The organism is Sphingomonas adhaesiva, assembly GCF_002374855.1.
Lineage (GTDB): Bacteria > Pseudomonadota > Alphaproteobacteria > Sphingomonadales > Sphingomonadaceae > Sphingomonas > Sphingomonas adhaesiva.
Window position 1 is genome coordinate 118,953 of record NZ_NWVC01000007.1, and the last position, 23,370, is coordinate 142,322.

Consider the following 23,370-nt stretch of genomic DNA (forward strand, 5'->3'; position numbering starts at 1 on the left):
GGCGGCTTATCCAGGCAAGCCGATGCGATACGCCGGCGCGCCTGCGCCGGCGTATCACGCGGGCATCACGCCGCCAGGCCGGGCAGGCGGTAGTCGGCCATCTGCTGGCGGATCAGCTTCTTGTCGATCTTGCCGGTCGCGCCCAGCGGGATGGCGTCGACCACCACCACGTCGTCGGGCATCCACCATTTGGCGATCTTCCCGTCCAGAAAGGCGAGCAATTCGTCCTTGGCGCATGTCGTGCCGGGCGCGGGCTGCACCAGCAGGATCGGGCGCTCGTCCCATTTGGGATGCGCGACGCCGATGACCGCGGCGATCGCCACTGCCGGATGGCCGGTGGCGATATTCTCGATCTCGATCGAACTGATCCACTCACCGCCGGACTTGACGATATCCTTCGCCCGATCGGTGATCTGCATATAGCCGGACGGATCGATCGTGGAGACGTCGCCGGTATCGAAGAAGCCTTCCTCGTCCAGCACGTCGCCGCCCTCGCCACCGAAATAGCCGGAGGTGATCGTCGGCCCCTTGATCTTCAGATGCCCCGCGCTCTTGCCGTCATGCGGCAGGCGGTTGCCCTCGTCGTCGGTCAGCTTCAGCTCCAGCCCGCAGACCAGCCGTCCCTGCATCCCCTTGCGCCGGACCTGTTCGTCGTACGGCTGCGCCAGCACCTCCTGCGTCGGGCTGGACAGGGTGGCGAGCGGCGAGGTTTCGGTCATGCCCCAGCCTTGGATCACCTCCACCCCGTAGTCGTCCTGGAAGGCGCGGATCAGCGATTCGGGCGGGGCGGAGCCGCCGATGACGACCCGCTTCAGCGTCGAGAAGGTCTGCCCCGTGGCGCGCAAGTGCTGGAGCAGCCCCTGCCACACCGTCGGCACCGCGGCGGAGAAAGTGACGCCTTCCTCCTCGATCTGATCGAAGATCGACTGGCCGTCCATTCGCGCGCCGGGCAGCACCAATTTGGCGCCCGCGGCGGGGGCAGAATAGACGACCCCCCAGGCGTTGGCGTGATACATCGGAACGACCAGCAGGATCGAATCGCGCTGCGTTAGCGCCAGCGCATCCGCCTGCAGCGTCATCAGCGTGTGCAGGAAGTTGGAGCGGTGCGAATAGAGCACGCCCTTGGGATTGCCCGTCGTGCCGGACGTATAGCACAGCCCGCACGCCAGCCGCTCGTCGAACCCGCCCCAGACATATTCGGCGGGCTGTCCGGCCACCCAGGAATCGAAGTCGGTCGCCGCGAACGGCACCTCGGGCATGTCCTGCGGGCCGCACAGGAAGATCACCTGCTCGATCGAGGGCGCTTCCTTCAGCAGCGGCGCGATCAGCCCCGCGCACGCGGGGTCGGCCAGCAGGATGCGATCGCCCGCGTGGCGTGCGATATAGGCGATCTGTTCGGGGAATAGCCGCGGGTTCAGCGTGTGGAGCACCGCGCCCATGTTGGTCGCGCCATACCAGGCCGCCAGATGGCGCGCCCCGTTCCACCCCATGGTGGCCACGCGGTCGCCGCGGACGATGCCCGCGGCGGCCAGCGCGTTCGACACCTGCTTGGCCGTGCGGTGCAGCGCGGCATAATCGGTCCGCGATACCGCGCCGGCCGCATCGCGCGACACGATCTCGCGCGTACCGTGCCACGCCGCCGCGTGATCGAGGATCCGATCTACCGTCAGCGGCACGTCCTGCATCAACCCGAACAGATCCGACATCAGCTCTCCTTCGCGTGTTTCCAGTCGCGCTTCACCTTCTTGGCGAGGCTCCATTTGTGGACCTCGGTAGGTCCGTCATAGATACGGAAGGCGCGCACTTCGCGGAACACCTGTTCCACGATCGTGTCGCCGGTCACGCCGGTACCGCCCATCACCTGGACGCAGCGGTCGGCGATGCGCATCAGCGCCTCCGACACCGCCACCTTCGCCATGCTGCTTTCCGCGGTGCCCAGATGGCCGTCGTCCAGCACCGCGGCGCACCAGTCGATCATCAGTTCGGCCTGTTTCAGGTCGATCAGGTTTTCCGCCAGCATGAAGCCGACGCCCTCATGATCGACCAGCGGCTTGCCGAAGGCGTGGCGGCGGCAGGCGTAATCCGTCGCGATCTCGTTCGCGCGGATGCAGGCGCCCAGCCAGCGCATGCAGTGGGTCAGCCGCGCCGGCGCCAGGCGCACCTGCGCCAGCTGGAACCCCTCGCCCGGATTGCCGAGCATCTGGTCGGCGGGGATGCGCAGGTTCTCGATCGCGACCACCGCGTGGCCGCCGGGCATCGAACTGTCGATCGTGTCGAGCACACGTTCGATGCGGATGGCCGGATCGGGCAGATCGACCAGGAACATCGTCGCGCCTTCGTCGGCCTTCGCCATGACGATGCCGACCTGCGCCCCTTCGGCGCCGGTGATGAACGCCTTGCGCCCGTTGACGACCCAGTGGTTGCCATCGCGCGTCGCACTGGTCTGCATCATCGACGGATCGGAGCCGGCGCCGCCGTCGGCAGCCGGCTCGGTCATGAAGAAGGCGGAACGCGCCTCGCCCTTCACCATCGGATCCAGGAACCGCGCCTTTTGCTCGGCGCTGGCGCGCTGGCCCAGCAGGTACATGTTGCCTTCGTCCGGGGCGGCGACGTTGACTGCCACCGGCCCCAGCGGAGACAAGCCGGCGGCGCGCAACACCACCGCGACGTCGCGATGGTGCAGGTGGGTGCCATCCGCCAGGATGTGCGGCGTCAGCACGCCCGCGTCGCGCGCCAACCCGCGCAGTTCGGCGACCAGATCGTCCGACGGGCCGTGCGCACCGCAGCGCGGATCGCGCTCGTAGGGCGCCACCGTATCCCGGACGAACCGTTCCACGCGCGCGGCGATCGTTGTGGCGTCGGTCATCATCCTCTCGCGTCCGATAGTGTCAGATGCCGGCCGCTTTGTCCTGTTTCGTTTCGTGTCGCCAGCCCTTGGCGTAACTTTTGTTTTGTCGTCACGCGATCCAGCGCCAGATTCCCGCCGCCCATCCGGCCAGCGGGATATGCGCCCAGGTCGCCGCCAGCCACACGACCACGCCGCCGCCCAGTGCGTGGCCGCCCAGCCCGCGGATCGGACGTCGTGAGGCGAAGGGCAGGAAGCTGGTTCGTGCCATCCACTGCGGCCAGGCATCGGGTTGCTGGCGCGCCTTCTTGCGATCCTGAAGGTGCGCGCCGACCAGCGCCAGCATGATGATTGCGCCCGCCAGGACGATATTGGCCGGCTGCGGATAGACCAGGATGTGCGCCGCGCCCCACAACGCGAACGACCACATCATCGGATGGCGTGTGATCGCGAAGACGCCGCGCGGCTCCACCGGCGGGCGCTGCTGTCCGCCCGGGTCGGGCAGTGCAGGGTTGCCAACCAGCGAGCCCATGAACAGCACGCTGGCCAACAGCATCACCGCGGAGGCGATCGCCCACAGCAGGTCGCCGACCGGCCACAGCGGTGCGGTGGGCGGCGTGGCGCGATAGGCGACCACCAGCCAGCCGAGCGTCAGCGCCGCGACCAGCGAGTAGAGGCCGAGGAAACCGCGCTCCCCCACGCGCGCCACGATCGGCGCGCGCAGCGGATGCGACAGGAGAAAGTGCGTCCCGACGAACGCTGCGGCGGCAAACGGCACCTCTCCCATGGCGTTCCCTTCGTTACTGGACGCCGTGCATCCACTTCTTGATGAGCGGCGACAGCGCCAGCAATGCCACGCCGATCAGGGCGGCGGCAATGCCGATCGTCCAGAAGACGTTGTTGTACGTGTCCAGGCTGACCTTCAGGTTGGTCACCTGTCCGCCGACGGTCTCGACGCTGGCGACCTGCGCCACCACGCCCGCGACATATTGCGCGACCGAGATCGACAGGAACCACACGCCCATCATCAGCCCGACGATCCGCGCGATCGACAGCTTAGTGATCATCGACAACCCGACCGGCGAGATGCACAGTTCGGCCAGCGAATGGATCAGGTACAGGCCCGCCAGCCACCAGATGCCTACCTTGAAATCCGGCCCGGCGAAGCGGCTGCCGAACACCAGGAACAGGAAGCCCGCGCCGACGCCGATCAGCGCGATGCCGAACTTGACTGGGATCGACGGTTCGCGGCCCGCGGCGGCCAGCTTCGTCCACATCGCCGCCATGACGGGGGCGAAGGCGACGATGAAGAAGGCGTTGAAGAACTGCGTCTGCCCGGCCGAGATCGAGAACAGCCCGAAGATCGACAGGTCGGTGTTGCGGTCCGCAAACAGCGTCAGCGACGATCCGGCCTGTTCGAACAGCGTCCAGAACACGACGTTGAAGACGATCAGCACCATCGCTGCCAGCATCATCTGGAACTCGGTGCGGCTGCCCTTGGCCCACGACCAGGCCAGGATCGCCGGCACCCCGACCAGGAAGGTGCCGAACAGCAACTTGCCCATCAGCGGCAGCGCCAGGATGTAGCCGATCATTCCCGATCCGGCGACCGGCTCTGGCGCGTTCATCAGGTTGGTGAACAAAAGGTAGAAGACCGGCACCCCGATCAGCGACGCGGCATAGATGCCCAGCGCCCGGTCCGGCTGGCCGGCATCGCGCGCCGGCGGCTCGCCATAGCCGGACAGGCGCCCGCCGTCGAACTGGATCAGGAACCAGCTGAACAGCATGCCGAACGCGGCCAGACCGAATCCGGCCCACCACCCGACGGTGGTCGCCAGCAGCGGGCACAGCAATTGCGAGAATAGCGAGCCGAGGTTGATGCCCATGTAGAAGATCGTGAACCCGGTATCGCGGCGCCGGTCGCCGGGGGCGTACAATTCACCCACCATGGTGGAGATGTTCGGCTTGAAGAAGCCGTTGCCGACCGACACCATGCACAGCGCCAGCAGCATCAGTGCGACGTAGAACGGGCTGCGGTCACCCTCCGACTGGAACGCGCCCGGCGCCACGGTACGCGCAACCGCGCCGGCCGGGTCGAGCAGCGAGACGGTGCCGTCCTCGTTCCCGCGGATCGCCAGCTTCTGCGCGCCGTCGACGACATAGCGCGTCTCCGCACCGGCGCGTTCGTCGATGGCGACCGCATAACGCTGCCCGTCGACCATCGCATAGGGGGTGGCCGTCTGCCCGCCGAAGCAGAGCGTGAAGTAACCCAGCGCCATCAGTAGCGCGCCGAACTTCACCGCGCGCTTCGATCCCAGATACTGGTCGGCAAGGTATCCGCCGATCAGCGGCGTCAGATAGACCAAAGCGGTGAACCCGCCGTACAGACCCGTTGCGGCACGGTCGCCGAACAGGAAATGCTTCGTCAGGTACAGCGTGAGCAGCGCACGCATGCCGTAGAAGCCGAACCGTTCCCACATTTCGGTGGTGAACAGCCGGGCCAGCTGGCGGGGATGCCCGAACCACGTGGCCTCGCTGGCCGGATTGACGTGGCTGATATCCGGCTCGCGCGGGGTGTCCGCGGTCGGGGTTTCCACCATAGGGAACGACGCTCCTGAACTGGTCGCGCCGCAGCGGAGGGGCGCGAAACTGATTGCAGGCGAAACTAGCGGCAAAGCGGCGGCTGTAAATATCCCGCCTGCCGGGATAGACGACCGGCCATGTTCAACGATCTTTCCACGCCGCTGTCGCTGCTCGCCACCCGCCGGTCGGGCAAGCCGCGCGATCTGGTCGCGCCCGGTCCCTCGCAGGACGAACTGGTGGCGATGATCGGCCTGGCGGGGCGCACGCCCGATCACGGAAAGCTGGCGCCGTGGCGGTTCGTGATCGTGCCCGACGACCGGCGCGACGCGCTGGCCACGCTGCTGGTCGATGCCTATCGCGCCGAGCGTCCGGCGGCGAAACAGGTCGAGCTGGACGCGATGGCGCAGTTCGCGCGGCAGGCGCCGGCGCTGGTCGTCGCGCTGTTTTCCCCGCGCACCGACAGCCACATTCCGATGTGGGAACAGGAATTGTCGGCAGGCGCGGCGTGCATGAACCTGCTCCACGCGGTCCATGCGCACGGCTATGCCGGCGGATGGCTGACGGGGTGGCCGGCGTTTTCGGACGCGGTGCGCGACGCTTTCGGCGCGGCGCCCGAACGGATCGCGGGGTTCATGTTCATCGGCACGCCATCGCGCGCGCTGGAGGAGCGGCCGCGTCCCGATCCGGCACGGCTATGGTCGGTGTGGCAGGGGTAGCGGCACGCGCGACTCGACTCGGGCGCCCCATAGTGTATTAGAACAGCATGGCAGTTCTGAGCAGCGACGACTCCCCCGTCTATCTCCGCCTGCGCGCGACGATCGCGGCGGGGATATTGCGCGGGGATTATGGCGCGGGGGATCAACTCCCATCGGTTCGTGCGCTGGCCGCCGAGCATGGCGCCAACCCGCTGACGGTCGCGAAGGCATATCAGAGTTTCCAGGACGACGGCTATGTCGAGGTGCGGCGCGGCGTCGGCATGTTCGTGCTGGCGGGCGCGGCGGAGCGGCTGCGCGCCGCCGAGCGTGCGGATTTCGTCGCGCATCAATGGCCGCGCATCCACACCTGGATCGACCTTCTGGGGCTGGATGCGGCCGACCTGCTGGAACCCACGGCGCGCTGACGCTATCCTGGCGCGGATGCTCCGTCGCCTTGCTCCCGTCCTGCTTGTGGCGCTGGCCGCCTGCCAGCAGCAGACCGAACCCGTAGCGAACGTGGCCACGCCCACGCCCGCCGCAACCCCGTCACCTTCGGCCAGCCCGACCGCGCCCGAAGCGATGGCGCGCTATGTCGATCATTATCCCTATGAGGCGGTCGGCGCGACGAGCTTCCTGGGCGATCCGTTGGTGAAGGCGGCCGTCGCCGCCGCGGTGCCGGACGAGGCGGTACGCGACGGCGTGCTAAGCAACGAGGCGGTCGCGACGCCGATCGTGATGCGGGACGGACGGGTGCTCGCCTGGGGTTGCGAGCCGCACAATTGCGGCCCGCACAACTGGTCGATCGCGATCACGCCGGACGGCAAGCGCGCGGCGGTCTGCTATTACGATCAGGACGCCAAGGCGGCGCGCTGGTACCCCGAGGGCGCCGGGCCGAATCCCGACAGCGGCTGCCCCTCGGGCGACTGACCGTCAGAATGCGTCGGCGGGCAGTGCGTAGAGCACCGCCGCCGGCGCGTGCGCCGCGGCTTCCAGCCCGAATGCCTCGGGCAGGATCTGGTCGAGGTAGAAGGCGGCGGCGGTCGTCTTCACCGCATCCCCCGCCGCGGCGCCCGCCTGCCGCTCCATCAGCCAGCCGCAGGCGGCGACCGACAGCATCGTCAGGAACGGATAGCTGGCCGCCTGCCGATCGTCGGCTTCGACCGTCTGGAGCCGGCGGCCGACCGCCTCGCACGCGTCGATCAACCGGACCAGCTGCGGATGGCGTGCCTCGCCGCGCATGTCGGCGATCAGATCGGCGAAGGTGCCGCCATTGGCCATCGCCAGCTTGCGGCCGACCAGATCGGCGGATTGGATGCCATTGGTGCCTTCGTAGATCGGCGTGATCCGCGCATCGCGGAAGAACTGCGCCGCGCCGGTTTCCTCGACATAGCCCATGCCGCCGTGAATCTGGATGCCGATGCTGGCGACTTCGTTGCCGAGGTCGGTGGCATGCGCCTTGGCCAGCGGGGTCATGATCTCCAGCCGCTCCTTCGCCTTGGCATCGCCCAGCCCGGCGCGATCGACCATCCCGCAGGCGTAATAGACCAGCGCGCGCGCGGCCATCGTCTGCGCCTTCATGCGCAGCAGCATCCGGCGCACGTCGGGATGCTCGACGATCGCGGCGGGCCGTCCGTCGCGCACGCCCTGAATGCGTTCGCGGGCATAGGCGGCGGCCTTCTGCGTCGCGCCCTCGGCCACCTGCACGCCCTGCAGGCCGACGTTGAGGCGGGCGTTGTTCATCATCGTGAACATCGCACGCATCCCGCCGAATTCGGGCCCGATCAGCTCGCCGATGCAATCGTCGTGGTCGCCGAACGACAGCACGCAGGTGGGCGAGGCGTGCAGCCCCATCTTGTGTTCGATCGACACCACCCGCACGTCGTTGGGCGTGCCGTCCAGCCGCACCTTGGGGACGAGGAACAGCGAAATGCCCTTCGTCCCCTCCGGCGCGCCCGGCGTGCGCGCCAGGACGAGGTGGACGATATTGTCGGTCAGGTCGTGATCGCCGAACGAGATGTAGATCTTCGTCCCCTTGATCGCGAAGGTGCCGTCGCCGCGCGGGGTGGCGGTGGTGCGCAGCGCGCCGACGTCGCTGCCCGCCTGCGGCTCGGTCAGGTTCATCGTGCCGGACCATTCGCCGGTCGCCAGCCGCGGCAGATAGGTCGCCTGCTGTTCGGGGGTGCCGTGGTGCTGCAACGCCTCGATCGCGCCCACCGACAGGATCGGGGCGAGCGCGAAGCCCATGTTGGCGGTGCCCAGCGTTTCCAGCACCGCGGCCTGCACCACGAACGGCAGCCCCTGTCCGCCGAATTCCTCCGGCACGCCGATCGTCCCCCAGCCGCCCTCGACATAGGCGCGATAGGCGGCGGGATATCCATCCGGCATGACCACGCCATCGGGGGTCCATTTCGCGCCGACGGTATCGCCCGTGCGCGCCAGCGGCGCCCATTCGCCTTCCGCGAACTGCGCGATCCCTTCCAGTACCGCGTCGATCACGTCCGGGGTGGCGGCGGCGAAGCGATCGGTCGCGGCCAGCTCATTCAGGTGAACAACATGATCGAGGACGAAACGCTGGTCGGCGACGGGGGCGGTGAAGGTCATTTCGGTCTCCTGGCTGGCGACGCTATACCGTCCGGCGATGACCGCTCAACACCCTCTCATCCGACGCTACGGCATGGCCGCCATCCAAGAGGCGGCGGCGCTGATTCGGGCCGGCGGTATCGTCGCGATCCCGACCGAGACGGTCTATGGCCTGGCCGCCGACGCGCGCGATTCGGCGGCGGTGGCGCGCATCTATGCCGCCAAGGGGCGACCGTCGTTCAATCCGCTGATCGTCCACGTGCCCGATGCGGCGGCGGCGGAACGGATCGCGGTGTTCGACGCGGACGCCCGCGTGCTGGCCGCCGCCTTCTGGCCCGGCCCGCTGACGCTGGTGCTGCCGATCCGCGCGGATGCGGGCATCGCGTCGCTGGTCACCGCCGGGCTGGACACGGTGGCGATCCGCGTGCCCGCGCACCGCGCGATGCAGGCGCTGCTGGCGGCCAGCGAAGCGCCGCTCGCCGCGCCGTCCGCCAACGCCAGCAACGCGATCAGCCCGACGCACGCGGCGCATGTCGCGGCCAGCCTGGGGGCGAACGTGCCGCTGATCGTCGATGACGGCGCGACGACCGCAGGGGTCGAATCGACGATCGTGGCGGGGCGCACGATCCTTCGCCACGGTCCGGTCACGGCGGAGATGCTGGGCGAGGTGCTGCCGGTGGCATCCGGGGCCACCGCGCATGTCAGCGCGCCGGGGCAGCTGGCAACGCACTACGCCCCGCGCAAGCCGCTGCGCCTCGATGCCGTCGCAGCGGGGCACGACGAATGGCTGATCGGGTTCGGCGCGATAACCGGCGACGATATGCTGTCGTCCTCGGGGGACGTGGTGGAGGCCGCCGCGCGGCTGTTCGACGCGCTTCACCGCGCCGATGCCAGCAGCCGATCGCGGATCGCGGTGGCGCCGGTGCCCGAAAAGGGCATCGGCGCCGCGATCAACGACCGGTTGCGCCGCGCCGCGACCCGCTGACCCGTCAGGCGGTGACGGCGCGGCTGCGCGCGGCGAAGCTCTTGCGCAGCTTCTGCAGCTTGGGCGGGATCACCGCCAGGCAATAGGGATTGCGCTGCCCTTCGCCTTCCCAATAATCCTGGTGATAGCCCTCTGCCGGATACCATTCGGCCATCGGTTCGATCGTGGTGACGATCGGCTTGGGCCAGTCGTCCTGCGCGCGCGCGATCGCCTGGTTCGCCTGCTCCTCCTGCATCACCGTCGCGGGGAAGATCGCCGAACGATATTGCGTGCCCACGTCGTTGCCCTGACGGTTGAGCTGCGTCGGATCGTGCGTCGCGAAGAAGATGTCGAGGAGGTCGGCATAGCTGACCTGTGCGGGGTCGAAGCCGACGCGGATCGCCTCGGCATGGCCGGTGTCGCCGCCGCATACCTGCTTGTAGGTCGGGTTGGGTACGTGGCCGCCGATATAGCCGCTTTCGACGCTTTCCACGCCGATCACGTCTTTGAACACCGCCTCCGTGCACCAGAAGCAGCCGCCGGCCAGCGTCGCATATTCGGTCATTTCCGGGTCTCCTTTGCCTATCATGTAGGAACGCGCTACCGCCGCGGCAAAGGGAGTGCGCGGCGATGATCGACGGCAAGGTGATGGTGACGGGCGGTGGCGGCTATATCGGCAGCCATGCCGTGCTGGCGCTGCTGGACGCCGGCTATCGTGTCGTGGTGGTCGACAATCTGGTCACCGGCTTCGCCTGGGCGGTCGATCCGCGCGCGACGCTGGTGGAAATGGCGGTGGAGGACCCGTCGATCCGCGATGTGATGGCCGAACATCGCGTGCGCGCGGTGATGCATTTCGCCGGATCGGTGGTGGTGCCCGAATCGGTCGTCGATCCGCTCAAATATTATCGCAACAACACCGCCGCGACGCGCACGCTGATCGAAAGCGCGGTGGCGGCGGGCGTGCCGCATTTCATCTTCTCCTCCACCGCGGCCACCTACGGCACGCCGGACAAGGTGCCGGTGGCGGAGGGCGATCCGACCCGCCCGATCAACCCCTATGGCATGTCGAAGCTGATGACCGAGGCGATGCTGCGCGACGTCGCGGCGGCGCATCCGCTGAACTATGCCTGCCTGCGCTATTTCAACGTCGCCGGCGCCGATCCGCAGGGCCGCAGCGGCCAGTCGACGGTGGGGGCCACGCACCTCATCAAGATCGCGGTGGAGGCGGCGACCGGCAAGCGCGCGGCGGTATCGGTGTTCGGCACCGATTTTCCCACCCGCGATGGCACCGGCGTGCGAGACTATATCCACGTCAGCGACCTGGCGGAGGCGCATGTCGCGGCGCTGAAGCTGCTGGTCGAGCGGCCGGGCGACAGCCACATCCTCAACGCCGGCTATGGCCGCGGCTTTTCGGTGCTGGAGGTGCTCGACGCGGTCGACCGGGTCACCAACCTTTCGATCGAACGCCGGCTGGAGGGGCGCCGCGCGGGCGACCCGGCCGAGCTGGTGGCGGACAATAGCGCGATCCTGCGCACGCTCGACTGGACGCCGCGGCGGGACGACCTGGACGGGATCGTGCGCGACGCGCTGGCGTGGGAACGCGCGCTGGCGGAGCGCGGCCGGTGAGGCTGCGATCGCTGCTGTTCGTACCCGGTGACCGGCCGGAGCGGATGGAAAAAGCGCTGGGGCTGGGTGCCGACGCGCTGATCCTGGACCTGGAGGATGCGGTCGCGGCCCCCGCCAAGGTCGCGGCGCGCGCGGCGGTGCGCGCGTTGCTCGATGCGCGGGCCGGCAGCAGCGGGCCGGCGCTGTTCGTACGCGTCAATCCGCTCGATTCGGCGTTCGTCGCCGAGGACGTGGCGGCGATCGCCGGGAGCGGAATGACGGGCGTCGTCCTGCCCAAGGCGGAGGGGCGCGGGTCCGTGGCGACGCTGCGCGCGATGCTGCCCGGCGACTATCGCATCCTGCCGATCGCCAGCGAAACCGCGCGTGCGGTGTTCACGCTGGGCGATTATGATGGCGAAGGTCTGGCGGGGCTGACCTGGGGGGCGGAGGATCTGCCCGCGGCGATCGGCGCGGCGACCGCGCGCGAGGCGGATGGCAGCTATACCGATCCCTATCGCGTCGTGCGTGCGCTGACGCTGTTCGGCGCGCATGCCGCGGGCGTGCCGGCGATCGAGACCGTCTATCCTGATTTCCGCGATCTTGACGGGTTGGCGGACTATGCCGCGCGCGGGCGGCGCGACGGCTTCACGGGCATGATGGCGATCCACCCGGCGCAGGTGCCGGTCATCAACGCGGCATTCTCTCCGTCCGAACGGGAGATCGACCACGCGCGGCGGATCGTGGCGCTGTTCGATGCGAACCCCGGGGCGGGCGCGCTGCAGATGGACGGGCGGATGGTGGACGCCCCGCACCTGAAGGCGGCGCGACGGTTACTGGCCGCGGCGGGCGAATAAGGCGCGGCGCCACCACGCGCCGATCCACCACCACAGCGTCGCCCAGGCCGTCCCCGCGCACCAGCCGGCCAGCACGTCGGACGGCCAATGGACGCCCAGATAGACGCGACTGATCCCGATGATCCCGACCAGCAGCACCGCCACCACGATCGTGTAGCTGCGCGCGGCGCGGCTGCGTTCGACCTGCGCGACCAGCCCGGCGAGCGTCAGATAGACGACCGCGCTGTTCGTGGCATGGCCGCTGGGGAAGCTCAGTCCGCTGACCTGGACCAAATGGTCTACCAGTTCGGGACGCGGGCGACCCACCCAATGCTTCGCCATTCCCGACACGATAGAGCCGGCGATCGTGGCGGCGGCGACCAGCGCGGCGGTCAGCCACAGCCGGCGGACCAGCAGAAGCCCGATCGCGGCCGCCGTCACCGTCGTCAGCACCGTCACGCCGCCCAGCGCGGTCAGGTCGACCATCGCCTGGCGCAGCCAGGCGGGACCGATCGGCTGTGCGGGATCGTCGGCGCGGCGCAGCGCCAGCATGATCGCGCGATCCCAGGCGAACGGAACCCGATCGATCACGAGGAAGGCGAGCAGCAGCACCGCCAGCAGCCCGCCGATCGCCATCGCCGCCCATAACGCGCGGGGCGCCGGGGGCGCCTGCTCCGGCTCGCGGTCGGGGAACAGGGGCTGCGGATCGGTCGCGTGGGAAGGCATGATGGTGCCAACCCTCTTTCCGGCCGTCCGATCCCCCGCGTGGTGGGTCCGCCGGGGCTCGAACCCGGGACCTCTCGATTAAAAGTCGCTTGCTCTACCGACTGAGCTACGGACCCTCACGCAGGGTTAGCGGCGGGCGTTAGGGACGGCGCGCGCGCGGGTCAACCGGGCATGAAGCTGGCGGACCGTGCGCGCGCTGCGCGGATCGCGCCAGCGCGGGGCGATCGCCGCCATGGGGCGCAGCACGAAATCACGCGCCTGGAACGCGGTGTGCGGGATCGTCAGCGTCGGTGACCGCCACGTGCCGCCGGACCACAGGATGATGTCGAGGTCGATCACCCGTTCCCCCCAGCGCCGCCCGCGCCGCCGACCGAAATCGCGCTCGATCGCCTTCAGTCGCGTGAGCAGCGTTGGGGGCGCTTCGTCGCTGCGGATCAGCACCGCGGCATTGGCGAAGGTCCGCGTCGACGGGCCAAGCGGCGCGCTGGCGACGATCGGGGAGGCCTCACCGCGCAGCAGCGCGAGCGCCGCGGCCACCTCGGCGCGGGGTGGGCCGTGCCGGCCGCGCCGGTTGGAGCCGATCGCCACGACATAGGTTGAGGGATGGGACGTTGAGTGCCGCACCCGTTCGCGCCTAACGAAAGACGATGGACTTCGCACCCTCTCCGCTGCCCGATACCGAGCCGCCCCGCGACTGCCCGCGCTGTCCGCGGCTGGTGGCGGTGCGCGAGGCGCTGCGTATCGAACATCCCGACTGGTGGAACGCGCCAGTGCGCGCCTTCGGCGATCCCGATGCGTGGCTGGCGATCGTCGGGCTGGCGCCGGGCAAGCAGGGCGCGAACCGCACCGGCCGCCCGTTCACCGGCGATTATTCGGGCGACCTGCTGTTCACCACGCTGGCGCGATACGGGCTGGCGACCGGCAGCTACGAGGGTAGTCCCGCCGATACGCTGGCGCTGACCGGGGCGGTCATCATCAATGCGGTGAAATGCCTGCCCCCGGAAAACAAGCCGACGCCGGAGGAGATCCGCACCTGCCGCCCGTTCCTTGAGGGGCAGGCGGGCGCGCTGCCCAACGCCCGCGTGTTCGTCGCGCTGGGGCAGATCGCGCACCAGTCGATCGTGAAGGTGCTGGGCGGCAAGTTGCCGAAGGCGCGGTTCGGGCATCTGGCCGAACATCGCATGCCCGATGGCCGCATCCTGATCGATAGCTATCATTGCAGCCGCTACAACCAGAACACCGGCCGGTTGACGCGCGAGATGTTCGAGGCGGTGTTCGAACGCGCGCTGGCGGTGCGGGCGGCGACGGGGGCTTAGCGGTCAGCGGGAAGCGTTGGGCGCGGGATCGATCACCAGAAGCAGCCGGCGTTCCCCGGTATCGGCGATCGGCGGGGAACGGTGGATGATCGCGCGGTCGCCCGCCCATTCACGCCCCTTGAACAGCCCGACGTCACCGGGGCCGAGGTGACGGATCGCCGCTTCGCCGGGCGCGACGCCATCGCGCAGCAACGCCGCGCTGCGATCGTCCAGCCATTGCGTCCCCGTCCCGGCATAGGTGCAGATCAGCCGCAGGCTGACGTAATCGGCATGGAAGCGGCGACAGGCATCGGTTTCCACCACCTCCAGCCGCACCGACACCGCGTCGCGATCGAGCAGCCGCGCCAGCTGGTCGGCGAGCATCGCGATGTCAGTGCCCAGCGCGTCGACGACCGCAGCCGGATACCCCGCCTCTGTCATCGCGGCGCGGACCGATGCCGACAGCGTCGACACGGGCGCGGTGAGGCAGATGTCGTCGATCGTCGCCAGCACCTCCAGCGACGGTGCCGCGGGAGCCGTGTCGCCGCGGTTCCAGATGGCGAGCGTGACCTGCGGCATCAGCACCGATGACAGGATCGACGGGCGATCGCTGGCGCGGACGTGATCGGGCAGGGTCGTGTCCGACAGCAGCAGCGTCGCCATCAGTTGCTCCTCACCGGGCGAAATCCGGCGCTGTGGGTGGAATGAGATAACATCTCATATTGGTATGGCGCGTGTTTGTCAAAACGCCGGTGATGGTTGAAGCGCGAGTGCGAACCGATAAGGTGGCCGCAAAACGAGAGGATGGCGGTGTACGACCTGTTGGGCGGGCTGAGCGTGATCGAGGCGTCGTCGTTCGTCGCCTCGCCCACCGCGGGCCTGTATTGTGCGCAGTTCGGCGCCGAGGTGATCCGCGTCGACCCGATCGGCGGCGGGCCGGACTATCGCCGCTGGCCGGTGACTGCGGCGGGCGATTCGCTCTATTGGGAAAACCTGAACCGCGCGAAGAAGTCGGTCGCACTCGATCTGTCGCGGGGCGAGGGGCGCGAGCTGTTGCAGGCGCTGGTGCGCGCCACCGGGCAGTTCGTCACCAATTTCCCGGTCGACGGCTTTCTGTCGCATGCGACGCTGGCGGCGGGGCGGGCGGATCTGGTGACGGTGCGCGTGATGGGCTGGGCGGACGGCAGCCCGGCGCTGGACTATACCGTCAACAATGCGGTCGGTTATCCGATGCTGACGGGCGACGGACCCGCACCCGTCAACCACGTGCTGCCGGCGTGGGACCTGCTGACCGGTGCCTATGCCGCCTTCGCGCTGCTGGCGGCGATCCAGCGGCGTGCCGCGACCGGGCAGGGCGGGGAGGTGCGTGTGCCGCTGTCCGATGTCGCGATCGGCACCGTCGCCAATCTGGGCGGGATCGCCGAGGTGCTGTACGGCGACGCCGATCGCCCGCGGCTGGGCAATACCGTCTACGGCCTGTTCGGGCGCGATTTCACCACGCGCGACGGGGTGCGCACGATGATCGTGGTGGTGACGCACCGGCAATGGGCGCGCCTGCTGTCGGCACTGGCGCTGGAGGAGGCGGTCGCAGCGGTGGAGGCGGCGCGCGGGGTCGCCTTCGCGCAGGACGACGGCGCGCGCTTCGTCCATCGCGACGCGCTGATGCCGTTGTTCGAGGCGGCGATCGCGAGCCGCGACCATGCCGATCTGGCGGCGGCGTTCGATGCGGCCGGCATCGTCCATTCCGCCTATCGCACGATGCGCGAGGCGGCACACGACCCGCGGCTGGTCGCCGACAACCCGATCTTCGCCGCGCGCGACGACAATCCCAGCGGCTTCGCCTATCCGGCGGCGGGACCGTTCGCGACGGTGCCGCAGCTGGACCGCGCGCCGCCCGCGCCTGCGCCGCGCAACGGCCAGCACAGCGAAAGCGTGCTGGCCGAGCGGCTGGGCCTTTCCTCCGGCGCGATCGCGCGCCTGATCGACGCCGGCGTGGTCGGCATTTCCTGAAGGACACCCATCCCATGACCCTGCGCCGCGCCGCCATCGTCGCCCCGATCCGTACCGCCGTCGGCAAGTTCGGCGGCTCCTTGTCCACGCTGACCGCCGGCCAACTGGGCGCGACGGTGCTGACCGCCCTGATCGAGCGGACCGGGATCGACCCGGCGCGCGTCGATGACGTCGTCTTCGCGCAAGGCTATGGCAATGGCGAGGCGCCCGCGATCGGCCACTGGGCGTGGCTGGCGGCGGGGCTGCCGATCGAGGTGCCGGGCTATCAGCTCGATCGGCGCTGCGGGTCCGGGCTGCAGGCGGTGATCGATGCGGCGATGATGGTGCAGACCGGCGCCAGCGACGTCGTGGTGGCGGGCGGGTGCGAGAGCATGTCGAACGTCGAACATTATACCACCGACCTGCGCGGCGGCGTGCGGATGGGCAATGTCACGCTGCACGACCGGCTGACCCGCGGGCGGTTGATGAGCCAGCCGGTCGAGCGGTTCGGCGTCATCAGCGGGATGATCGAGACCGCCGAGAACCTGGCGAAGGACTATGGCATCACGCGCGAGGCGGCGGATGCCTATGCCGTGCGTTCGCACCAGCGCGCGGCGGCGGCGTGGGAAAAGGGGCTGTTCGCGGACGAGCTGGTCCCGGTGACGATCCCGCAACGCAAGGGCGATCCGGTCGTCTTCGCGCATGACGAGGGGTATCGTGCCGATGCCACGATCGAGTCGCTGGGCAAGCTGCGCCCGATCGAGGGCGGGGTGGTGACCGCGGGCAATGCCAGCCAGCAGAACGACGCCGCCGCCGCCTGTCTGGTGGTCGCGGAGGACAGGCTGGACGAACTGGGGCTGGAGCCGATCGCATGGTTCCATGGCTGGGCGGCGGCCGGTTGCGACCCGTCGCGCATGGGGATCGGGCCGGTGCCGGCGGTGGAGCGGCTCTTCCGGCGCACCGGCCTCGGCTGGGGCGACATCGACCTGGTGGAGCTGAACGAGGCGTTCGCGCCGCAGGTGCTGGCGGTGCTCAAGGGCTGGGGCTGGAGCGAGGACGACGCGCGGCACGACATGCTCAACGTCAACGGATCGGGGATCTCGCTGGGTCATCCGATCGGCGCGACCGGGGGGCGGATCCTGGCCAATCTGACGCGCGAGTTGCAACGGCGCGGCGGGCGTTACGGGCTGGAGACGATGTGCATCGGCGGCGGGCAGGGCATCGCCGCGGTGTTCGAGCGCGCGGCGTGAGCGCCGATCATGCGGAGATCCGCGCCGAAGTGGCGCGGCTGTGCCAGCAATTCCCCGGTGCCTATTGGCGGGCGAAGGATCGCGAGCGTGCGTACCCGACCGAATTCGTCGCGGCGCTGGCGCAGGGCGGATGGCTGGCGGCGCTGATCCCGGAGGAGTTCGGCGGCGCCGGGCTGCCGCTGTCGGCGGCGGCGGCGATCCTGGAGGAGGTGCAGCGGCAGGGGTGCAACGGCGCGGCGTGCCATGCGCAGATGTACATCATGGGCACGCTGCTGCGCCACGGGTCGGACGAGCAGAAGCGCCGTTATCTGCCGCGGATCGCCACCGGGGAGCTGCGCTTGCAGGCGTTCGGGGTGACCGAGCCGACAAGCGGCACCGATACGCTGGCGCTGAAGACGACGGCGCGGCGGGAGGGCGACGATTATGTCGTCAACGGGCAGAAGATCTGGACCAGCCGGGCCGAACATTCGGACCTGATGCTGCTGCTGGCGCGCACCACCCCGCGCGAGGAAGCGGCGTCGAAGACCGACGGGCTGTCGGTGCTGCTGGTCGACATGACGTCGCCGGGGATCACGATCCGCCCGATCGAGACGATGATGAACCACGCCACGACCGAGGTGTTCTTCGACAATCTGCGCGTCCCGGCGGCCAATCTGGTGGGCGAGGAGGGCAAGGGGTTCCGCTATATCCTGTCGGGGATGAATGCCGAACGCCTGCTGATCGCGGCGGAATGTATCGGCGATGCCAAGTGGTTCATCGACAGGGCCAGCGATTATGCGCGCGAACGCGTGCTGTTCGGGCGGCCGATCGGGCAGAATCAGGGCGTCCAGTTCCCGATCGCGCGCGCCTATGCGCAGATGCGCGCCGCCGAACTGATGGTGCACGAAGGGTTGCGCCGGTACGAAGCGGGCGACAACGCCGGTGAGGAAGCGAATATCGCCAAGATGCTGGCCGCCGAGGCGAGTTGGGCAGCAGGGGAGGCGTGCATCCAGACGCATGGCGGGTTCGGTTTCGCGGCGGAATATGACGTCGAACGCAAGTTCCGCGAGACGCGATTGTACCAGGTGGCGCCGATCAGCACGAACATGATCCTGAGTTATGTCGCGGAACATGTGCTGAATCTGCCGCGGAGTTACTGACATGCGCGACGTCGCGGAGGCGCTGGCGGCGGCCAAAAGCTATGGTGCGGCGACGGTCGAGGCGGTGCGAGGCCGCGTTGCGGACGCCTCCATCGACACCGAGCAGCGCGCTGCGCACGGGCTGGCGTGGGTGGCGACGGGTGTTGCGGCGCTGGAGGCGCTGGCCGATTGGCACGGACGGAGCGCCCCCGATGCGGTCAATGACGCGGTTTTGCGCATCGGCGTCGCCGAAACCGTCGCGCAACTGACCGGCGGGCTGCCGATGGGGCAGAACGAGATCGTCCGTCCCGCCGATCTGGGGACGCATGGCGCGGCGCGCGCGCTGGCGGATGCCGCCGCCCCGCTGCTGGATACGGACCGGCGCGACGAGCGCGCGACACTGGCGGCGGCGCTGGATGCCGGGCAGTGGCCGGCGGAGGCGCTGGACGATGCCGAACTGGACGCGATCCGCGACCAGTTCCGCCGCTTCACCGACGAGCGGATCGTGCCGCACGCGCATCGCTGGCACCTGGACGATGCGCTGATCCCCGATGCGGTGATCGCGGACATGGCGGCGCTGGGCACGTTCGGCGTGTGCATTCCGGAGGCCTATGGCGGGCTGGGCCTGTCGAAGCTGGTGATGTGCGTCGTCACCGAGGAATTGTCGCGCGGGTGGATCGGCGCGGGATCGCTGGGCACGCGGTCCGAGATCGCCGGCGAGCTGATCGCGGCATCGGGGACGGAAGCGCAGAAGGCGCGCTGGCTGCCCGCGATCGCGAGCGGCGCGGTGCTGCCGACCGCGGTGTTCACCGAACCCGATGTCGGATCCGATCTGGGCGCGATCGCCACCCGCGCACGCGCCGCGCCGGGCGGCGGCTGGCGGATCGACGGGGCGAAGACGTGGATCACCCATGCCAGCCGGTCGGACCTGATGACGCTGCTGGCCCGCACGCGCGACGACGTGGCGGGTCATGCCGGGCTGTCGATGCTGCTGGTGCCCAAGCCGCGCGGGACCGAGACCGATCCGTTCCCGGCGGCGGGGATGGCGGGCAGCGAGATCGCGGTGCTGGGCTATCGCGGGATGCGCGAATATGCGCTGGCGTTCGACGGCATGGCCGCCCCTGCCGACGCGTTGCTGGGCGGCGAGGAGGGGCGCGGGTTCAAGCAGTTGATGGCGACGTTCGAGGGCGCGCGCATCCAGACCGCGGCGCGCGCGGTCGGCGTCGCGCGCCGCGCGATCGAGCTGGCGCTGGATTATGCCCGCCAGCGTCGCCAGTTCGGGCGCGCGATCATCGCCTTCCCCCGCGTTGCCGACAAGATCGCCGCCGGCGTGGTCGACATGGTGATGGCGCGCGAGCTTACCTATGCCGCCGCCCGCGCGAAGGATTCGGGCCGCCGCTGCGATATCGAGGCGGGGATGGCCAAGTTGCTGGCGGCGCGCGCGGCATGGAGCAATGCCGATGCCGCGCTGCAGATCCACGGCGGCAACGGCTATGCGCTGGAGTATGAAATCAGCCGCCTGCTGTGCGACGCGCGCATCCTGAACATCTTCGAAGGGGCGGCGGAAATCCAGGCGCAGGTGATCGCGCGCGGACTGATCGCGGGACGCTGATCCAAGTTACTCATTCTGCAAGCAAACCTTTGCACTGCGCTGTACGAGGTGGCATGGCGGGCGTAACGGGAGAGTGATGCGGCGATGGCAAAGGGCGACGGGATCAGCAGGCGCGGGATGATGGCGGCGGCCGGGGGTGTCGCGGCGGGTGCGGCGCTGACGCGCGCGGGGGCGGTGTCGGCCGCGGCCGCGCCGGCGCCCGTATTGCCGCCGCTGCCGGTCATCTGGGGACAGGCGCGGTCGATCCCGCTGTGGCCGAAGGGCGTGCCCGGATCAGGCTTCACCCGCCAGCCCGCCGAGCCGGGCGACACCATCTATATCCGCAACGTCGCCGCGCCCGACCTGCGCGTGTTCCGCCCGCGCGAATCGAACGGGCGCGCGCTGCTGTCGCTCCCCGGCGGCGCATACCGGCTGGTGTCGATCGTCAACGAGGGCGTCGACGTCGCGGCGCGGATGACTGCCAAGGGCTATACGGTGTTCGTCCTCACCTATCGCCTGCCGGGCGAGGGCTGGGCGAACCGCGCCGACGTGCCGTTGCAGGACGCGCAGCGCGCGATACGCGTGATCCGGTCGGTCGCGGGCGAATATGGCTTCGACCCGGCGCAGGTATCGGTGGTCGGCTTTTCGGCGGGCGGGCACCTGGCCGCGTCGCTGGCGACCGGCTTTGCCGAGCCGCTGGCACCGGGCGGGGACGCGATCGACCGGCTGGACGCGCGCCCGGCGACTGCGGCGCTGGTCTATCCGGTGATCTCGCACGCCGCCGGGGTGGGGCATGCGCTGTCGACTCACCTGCTGCTGGGCGATGCCCCCGATGCGGCGCTGGTGGCGCGGCGGTCACCCGCGCTGCACGTGACGGCGCAGACGCCGCCGACCTTCCTGGTCCATTCGCTCGACGATCCGGCGGTGCCGGCGGAGAACAGCCGGATCATGATGCGCGCGCTGGAAGCCGCGAAGCGACCGGTCGAGGCGCATTTCTTCCAGGAAGGCGGGCACGGATACGGCACCGGCGACCGCGCCCTGCCCGCGCATTACTGGCCCGACCTGCTGGCCGCCTGGATCGCGCGTCAGCCGCGCTGAGCGCGCGCCGTCGCGCGGGCGCGTGCGGGGACCGTCGCGGGTACGGCGGCGGGGCGCGGGCGGCTGAGCAGCCAGCGGACCGGCGCCAGCACGCGCGCCGCGTCGAACGACAGCGCCAGCACCACCGCGATGCCGGCGACCGACCCGCCGACCAGGAACCGCACGATCCGTTCGCCCGCCAGCGGCCCGGCGGCGCGCACGAAAGCGGCGAGCAGCAGCGCGCCCGCCACCACGCGCAGCGCGCGCACCTGACCGGGGGCGACGATCCCGGCATCGCGGCGGTGGCGATGCGCGGTCGCGGCGAGCAGGACGAAGGCGAGCGCGGCGATCAGGATCGTGTCAGGCATGGGCAACCTTTCTGGCGGAGCGACGGACGGGGGCGGCGGGGATGCGTGCGGCGCGGCGGCTGGCGAAGGCGAGCGCAAGCGCCATCACCGCCATCGCCAGGTCGAAGGCGACGAACAGCGGATCGCCCGCCGCCAGCCGCGGGGTGGTGAGCGCATCGACGATCGGGATCGCAGCGAAGGCGAGCGCGCCGAGCGCGAACAGGTCCCGCCACGCCAGCCGGGCCGTGCGGACGCATTGCAGCAGTGCGGCGGCGCCCCAGGTCCAGAACATCGCCGCCACCTCCGCATCGGCTCTGCCCGCCATGTCGACGGGCAGCAGCCGGTTGGCGAGCAGGAACGCGGCCATTCCCAGCGGCAGGCCGGCGATCGTGGCGATGTTGAGCCGCTCCACCAGCCGCAGGCCGAAGAAGGGGGCGGCGCCCGGCCGGCGGCGCGCGGCCGTCCACAGCAGCAGGCCGGTACCGACCATCGCCACCCCGCTCAGCCCCAGCAGGAACAGCATCCAGCGCAAGCCCGGCCCGGCGAATTGCGCCAGGTGCAGCCCCAGCAGCACGTTGGCGGTGGTGATCGCCGGGCCGGGCGGCGGGGTAACCGACAGCAGCCGACCGGTCGTGCCCGAATAGGTCGCGCTGACGCCGCGCGCGCCGACCGATGCGGCGTTGCCGCGCGTGACGGTGACGGTCGCGGCGGCATCATTGGGATGGCTGACGACGATGCGCCCGGCCGCGCCGCCCAGCCGCCGTTCGGCATCGCGCACCAGCGGCGCGACCGCGACCAGCGGCGCGGGACGCCCGATCGCCTCGACATCGGGGGCCAGGCCATAGGCTTCCTGCGCGAAGCGCGCGGGCTGCGGGTAATTGGCGGCGATCGGCCAGGGCATGTACATCACCACCAGCGTGATGAGCCCGGTGTAGGTGATGACCGCATGATAGGGCAGCGCCAGCACCGCGCTGACATTGTGCGCGTCCAGCCAGCTGCGCTGCCCCTTGTTCCAGCGCAGCGTGAAGAAATCGGCGAAGATGCGCTTGTGCGTGACGACGCCGGAGATGATCGCGCCCAGCATGAACATCGCGCACACGCCCGCCAGCCAGCGGCCCCAGGGGAAGGGCAGCTGCAGCTGGAAGTGGAAGCGGTAGAAATGTTCGCCCCCGCGCGTGTCGCGTGCGGCGACGGGCGCGCCCGTGGCGGGATCGAGCACCAGTTCCTCGGCGCGGCGGCGACGGGGGGCGCCATCCGCCGGGGGCTTCTGCTGTTCGAACACGCGGGTCACCGCCGTGCGATCGTCGGGCAGCGCGATGAACCATTGCACGTCGTCGGCACCGACGCGCTGGAGGTGGCGGACCGCGGTGGCGGCGGCATCGGCGGGGGCGGTGCGGTTGGCGGCGATCTCCGGCTGCATCCAGCGCGTGATCTCCGGGCGGAAATAGCTGGTGGTGCCGGTGGCGAACATCGCGAACAGCAGCCAGCCGGCGACCAGCCCCAGCCAGCCGTGGATCCATGCCATCGACTGACGCAGCGCGCGGATCACGGGCGAACCCCGATCCACCACACCGCCGCGCCCATCAGCAGCGCGCCGCCCCACACCACGCCCGCGACGCGCGCCAGCCGCGCCTCCGCAAAGCACCACAGGCCGACGATCGCGTAGAGGAGGAACGACAGGATCATCGCCCAGGCGGTCGCCTCCACCCGCGCGATCGGCAGCAGCCGCGCGGTCAGCGACGCGGCGGTGGCGGCGAACGCGTAATTGCCCAGGAACGCGGTGAGGCAGCGGGCCGTCATCGCCCAGGCGGCGGGGCGGATGCGCCAGCGCCGCGCGGCTCCCGAACCGGCCCGTCCCATCAACATTTGCCG

At 69.9% G+C, this 23,370-nt stretch carries 24 protein-coding genes and 1 tRNA gene; 12 read left to right on the forward strand and 13 right to left on the reverse strand.

Annotation, left to right across the window (positions count from 1 at the left end; translation table 11 throughout):
* Window positions 1-65: 65 nt before the first annotated feature.
* The 4 genes from COA07_RS13900 to COA07_RS13915 form a co-directional block, all read right to left on the reverse strand.
* A complete protein-coding gene (locus COA07_RS13900) occupies window positions 66-1,706 on the reverse strand; it encodes a long-chain-fatty-acid--CoA ligase (RefSeq protein ID WP_245842163.1) in 1,641 nt (546 codons plus the stop codon).
* On the reverse strand, window positions 1,706-2,869 hold the full coding sequence (locus tag COA07_RS13905) for an acyl-CoA dehydrogenase family protein (RefSeq protein WP_096641236.1): 1,164 nt from the start codon (window positions 2,867-2,869) through the stop codon (window positions 1,706-1,708). Before COA07_RS13905 ends, COA07_RS13900 begins: the two co-directional genes overlap by 1 nt.
* An 88-nt stretch (window positions 2,870-2,957) precedes the next feature.
* Window positions 2,958-3,632 carry an NnrU family protein gene (locus COA07_RS13910; protein WP_066706410.1) on the reverse strand — a complete coding sequence of 225 codons (675 nt, stop codon included), beginning with the start codon at window positions 3,630-3,632 and terminating at the stop codon, window positions 2,958-2,960.
* A gap of 13 nt (window positions 3,633-3,645) precedes the next feature.
* Window positions 3,646-5,445: a peptide MFS transporter gene (locus tag COA07_RS13915; protein WP_066706408.1), complete on the reverse strand. Its 1,800-nt coding sequence runs from the start codon at window positions 5,443-5,445 to the stop codon at window positions 3,646-3,648.
* A 120-nt stretch (window positions 5,446-5,565) separates the two neighbouring features.
* On the opposite strand from COA07_RS13915, the gene COA07_RS13920 reads away from it, so the two are divergent.
* From COA07_RS13920 to COA07_RS13930, 3 genes are read left to right on the forward strand one after another with little or no spacing between them, the layout of a single operon-like run.
* Window positions 5,566-6,144: a nitroreductase family protein gene (locus COA07_RS13920; RefSeq protein ID WP_066706407.1), complete on the forward strand. Its 579-nt coding sequence runs from the start codon at window positions 5,566-5,568 to the stop codon at window positions 6,142-6,144.
* A 47-nt stretch (window positions 6,145-6,191) separates the two neighbouring features.
* Window positions 6,192-6,548: a GntR family transcriptional regulator gene (locus tag COA07_RS13925; protein ID WP_066486224.1), complete on the forward strand. Its 357-nt coding sequence runs from the start codon at window positions 6,192-6,194 to the stop codon at window positions 6,546-6,548.
* Window positions 6,549-6,564: 16 nt separating this feature from the next.
* Window positions 6,565-7,050 carry a hypothetical protein gene (locus COA07_RS13930; RefSeq protein ID WP_083956658.1) on the forward strand — a complete coding sequence of 162 codons (486 nt, stop codon included), beginning with the start codon at window positions 6,565-6,567 and terminating at the stop codon, window positions 7,048-7,050.
* Between the two features lie 3 nt (window positions 7,051-7,053).
* On the opposite strand, the gene COA07_RS13935 is transcribed toward COA07_RS13930, so the two are convergent.
* Complete coding sequence (locus COA07_RS13935; RefSeq protein WP_066706403.1) at window positions 7,054-8,724, reverse strand: acyl-CoA dehydrogenase; 1,671 nt, start codon at window positions 8,722-8,724, stop codon at window positions 7,054-7,056.
* Window positions 8,725-8,761: 37 nt separating this feature from the next.
* Between COA07_RS13935 and COA07_RS13940 the strand changes: the two genes are divergently transcribed.
* On the forward strand, window positions 8,762-9,688 hold the full coding sequence (locus COA07_RS13940; protein WP_174525785.1) for an L-threonylcarbamoyladenylate synthase: 927 nt from the start codon (window positions 8,762-8,764) through the stop codon (window positions 9,686-9,688).
* 4 nt (window positions 9,689-9,692) lie between these two features.
* On the opposite strand, the gene msrA is transcribed toward COA07_RS13940, so the two are convergent.
* Window positions 9,693-10,232, reverse strand: a complete 540-nt coding sequence (gene msrA, locus COA07_RS13945; RefSeq protein WP_066706397.1) for a peptide-methionine (S)-S-oxide reductase MsrA — start codon at window positions 10,230-10,232, stop codon at window positions 9,693-9,695.
* A gap of 65 nt (window positions 10,233-10,297) precedes the next feature.
* Here msrA and galE point away from each other — a divergent pair, with 65 nt between their 5' ends.
* Together galE and COA07_RS13955 are read left to right on the forward strand one after the other, a co-directional pair.
* On the forward strand, window positions 10,298-11,293 hold the full coding sequence (gene galE, locus COA07_RS13950) for a UDP-glucose 4-epimerase GalE (protein ID WP_066706395.1): 996 nt from the start codon (window positions 10,298-10,300) through the stop codon (window positions 11,291-11,293).
* A complete protein-coding gene (locus COA07_RS13955; protein ID WP_066706471.1) occupies window positions 11,290-12,126 on the forward strand; it encodes an HpcH/HpaI aldolase/citrate lyase family protein in 837 nt (278 codons plus the stop codon). The genes galE and COA07_RS13955 overlap by 4 nt, the downstream gene beginning before the upstream one ends.
* Here the strand turns inward: COA07_RS13955 and COA07_RS13960 are convergent.
* The 3 genes from COA07_RS13960 to folK all read right to left on the reverse strand — a co-directional run bounded on the left by COA07_RS13960 (window position 12,103) and on the right by folK (window position 13,455).
* The gene (locus COA07_RS13960; protein ID WP_083956657.1) at window positions 12,103-12,831 is read right to left on the reverse strand and encodes a phosphatase PAP2 family protein; all 729 of its coding nucleotides are present in this window, start codon (window positions 12,829-12,831) and stop codon (window positions 12,103-12,105) included. The two genes, COA07_RS13955 and COA07_RS13960, sit on opposite strands and share 24 nt — an antisense overlap.
* A 40-nt stretch (window positions 12,832-12,871) precedes the next feature.
* Window positions 12,872-12,947: transfer RNA gene (locus COA07_RS13965), tRNA-Lys, on the reverse strand.
* A gap of 10 nt (window positions 12,948-12,957) precedes the next feature.
* On the reverse strand, window positions 12,958-13,455 hold the full coding sequence (gene folK, locus COA07_RS13970; protein ID WP_066706386.1) for a 2-amino-4-hydroxy-6-hydroxymethyldihydropteridine diphosphokinase: 498 nt from the start codon (window positions 13,453-13,455) through the stop codon (window positions 12,958-12,960).
* A 23-nt stretch (window positions 13,456-13,478) separates the two neighbouring features.
* Here folK and COA07_RS13975 point away from each other — a divergent pair, with 23 nt between their 5' ends.
* Complete coding sequence (locus COA07_RS13975; protein WP_066706383.1) at window positions 13,479-14,147, forward strand: uracil-DNA glycosylase; 669 nt, start codon at window positions 13,479-13,481, stop codon at window positions 14,145-14,147.
* 3 nt (window positions 14,148-14,150) lie between these two features.
* Here the strand turns inward: COA07_RS13975 and COA07_RS13980 are convergent, their stop codons facing one another.
* Complete coding sequence (locus COA07_RS13980) at window positions 14,151-14,789, reverse strand: DUF1826 domain-containing protein (protein ID WP_066706381.1); 639 nt, start codon at window positions 14,787-14,789, stop codon at window positions 14,151-14,153.
* Between the two features lie 147 nt (window positions 14,790-14,936).
* Between COA07_RS13980 and COA07_RS13985 the strand changes: the two genes are divergently transcribed.
* The 5 genes from COA07_RS13985 (at window position 14,937) to COA07_RS14005 (ending at window position 21,172) form a co-directional block, all read left to right on the forward strand.
* On the forward strand, window positions 14,937-16,136 hold the full coding sequence (locus COA07_RS13985) for a CoA transferase (protein ID WP_066706468.1): 1,200 nt from the start codon (window positions 14,937-14,939) through the stop codon (window positions 16,134-16,136).
* A 14-nt stretch (window positions 16,137-16,150) separates the two neighbouring features.
* Window positions 16,151-17,365: an acetyl-CoA C-acetyltransferase gene (locus tag COA07_RS13990; protein WP_066706378.1), complete on the forward strand. Its 1,215-nt coding sequence runs from the start codon at window positions 16,151-16,153 to the stop codon at window positions 17,363-17,365.
* A complete protein-coding gene (locus COA07_RS13995) occupies window positions 17,362-18,504 on the forward strand; it encodes an acyl-CoA dehydrogenase family protein (RefSeq protein ID WP_066706369.1) in 1,143 nt (380 codons plus the stop codon). Before COA07_RS13990 ends, COA07_RS13995 begins: the two co-directional genes overlap by 4 nt.
* Window position 18,505: 1 nt before the next feature.
* Window positions 18,506-20,095: an acyl-CoA dehydrogenase family protein gene (locus tag COA07_RS14000; protein WP_066706366.1), complete on the forward strand. Its 1,590-nt coding sequence runs from the start codon at window positions 18,506-18,508 to the stop codon at window positions 20,093-20,095.
* 84 nt (window positions 20,096-20,179) lie between these two features.
* Window positions 20,180-21,172 carry an alpha/beta hydrolase gene (locus COA07_RS14005; RefSeq protein ID WP_211280968.1) on the forward strand — a complete coding sequence of 331 codons (993 nt, stop codon included), beginning with the start codon at window positions 20,180-20,182 and terminating at the stop codon, window positions 21,170-21,172.
* On the opposite strand, the gene COA07_RS14010 is transcribed toward COA07_RS14005, so the two are convergent.
* Genes COA07_RS14010 through COA07_RS14020 form a run of 3 tightly spaced genes read right to left on the reverse strand, consistent with a single transcriptional unit; the run spans window position 21,160 to window position 23,364 of the window.
* Entirely contained in the window at window positions 21,160-21,519 is a 360-nt protein-coding gene (locus COA07_RS14010) for a hypothetical protein (RefSeq protein WP_096641238.1), read from the reverse strand. The genes COA07_RS14005 and COA07_RS14010 overlap by 13 nt on opposite strands.
* Window positions 21,512-23,047 (reverse strand): PepSY-associated TM helix domain-containing protein, encoded by a 1,536-nt coding sequence (locus tag COA07_RS14015; RefSeq protein ID WP_245842164.1) that lies wholly within the window; start codon window positions 23,045-23,047, stop codon window positions 21,512-21,514. The genes COA07_RS14010 and COA07_RS14015 overlap by 8 nt, the downstream gene beginning before the upstream one ends.
* Entirely contained in the window at window positions 23,044-23,364 is a 321-nt protein-coding gene (locus COA07_RS14020; RefSeq protein ID WP_066711593.1) for a hypothetical protein, read from the reverse strand. Before COA07_RS14020 ends, COA07_RS14015 begins: the two co-directional genes overlap by 4 nt.
* Between the last annotated feature and the right edge of the window lie 6 nt (window positions 23,365-23,370).